This is a genomic window from Psychroflexus sp. MES1-P1E, from assembly GCF_002836055.1.
Taxonomy (GTDB): domain Bacteria; phylum Bacteroidota; class Bacteroidia; order Flavobacteriales; family Flavobacteriaceae; genus Psychroflexus.
Window position 1 is genome coordinate 1 of sequence record NZ_PJBS01000295.1, and the last position, 1,216, is coordinate 1,216.

1 protein-coding gene is annotated in these 1,216 nt (G+C 30.3%); it reads left to right on the forward strand.

Features of this window, described 5'->3' with window-relative positions:
* On the forward strand, positions 1-1,014 hold a 1,014-nt coding region (locus CXF67_RS09870), incomplete at its 5' end, for a DUF4412 domain-containing protein (protein WP_219621036.1).
* Positions 1,015-1,216 lie beyond the last annotated feature (202 nt).

Genomic DNA, 1,216 nt, shown 5'->3' on the forward strand with positions numbered 1-1,216 from the left:
CAACATAAAAAACAAGATAAATTGAAATTACTGACATTAATTTTCATAGCAATTATACTGACCAGTTGTAACGGACAAGTATCAACAGTTAAAGACACTTCAGTTGATTTATCACAAGGAAAACTGACTTATTCAATTAGTGGAGAAGGAACAAACTCTAGTTGGGAATTAGAAATATTATTTAATGAAAATAATGCGATAATTAATGAAGAATATGCTGGTGGTGCTGGCAGAAAATATATTTACGATAAGAACTCAAATGAAATTTTGGGGCTTATTAGTGATGCGGCTTGGATTGGAATAGAAAAGGATAAATATTTCATTTACTATACACCAAAGGAACTTATACAAAATGCTCTATCAAGTAATTATGGAGATACCGATATAAACAAAACCCAAGAATTCAAAGATATCTTAGGTTATAAATGTCAAAAGTCTATTATAAAACACGGGAATCAGGTTACAGTTGAAGTCTGGACGACTGATAAAATCAAACCTGGGGTTATATATCCTTGGACACCCTTGGTCTATGAAAATATAGCATTAGAATATGAGATTAAAATACTTGGGAAAACTGACCGTAAATATGTTATTCAAACCATATCAGATGATAAAATTGATGACAAATATTTTGTGCATAATATCCCTGATGAATACTATTTAATAGTTCCCGCATCTATTTTTTCTATTGATAGTATGTGGACGAAAGATTATGAAGATAATAATTTCAAATCTTTTACTTACCCATACTACAATGACGGAAGACTATCAACAATCAAACTACTTCAAACTGGAATTAACAAGATTGTTCAAACTAATAGTAATGAAAATATCAGTATAAACTTTTTTGTAAACAAAGATGGAACTGTAAGTGAAGTTGAAGCATCTATTAATTACGAAAAAAGTGATGATGGAATTGAAAAAATTAAGTTATTTATTAAGTCCCTAAATGAATGGACACCTGCAAAAGTTAAAGGAAAACCAGTCAAATCTAAAGTGACAATATTTGGCTAATAAAAAGAATACGTTGCACAACAATGGCTAAAAAACATAGGGATTTTTGGTGGTAAATTGTAGTTTAGAGCTTCGATTGAAAACCGCCAAACCAAAATTTTGATAACGAAAAAAGAAAAATAATTATAAAAATATTTGGCTTGGCTAAGTGCAAAATTGTAAGGTCAGAGTTTCAAACTCCCCTACGATTTCTTAGCCGGGT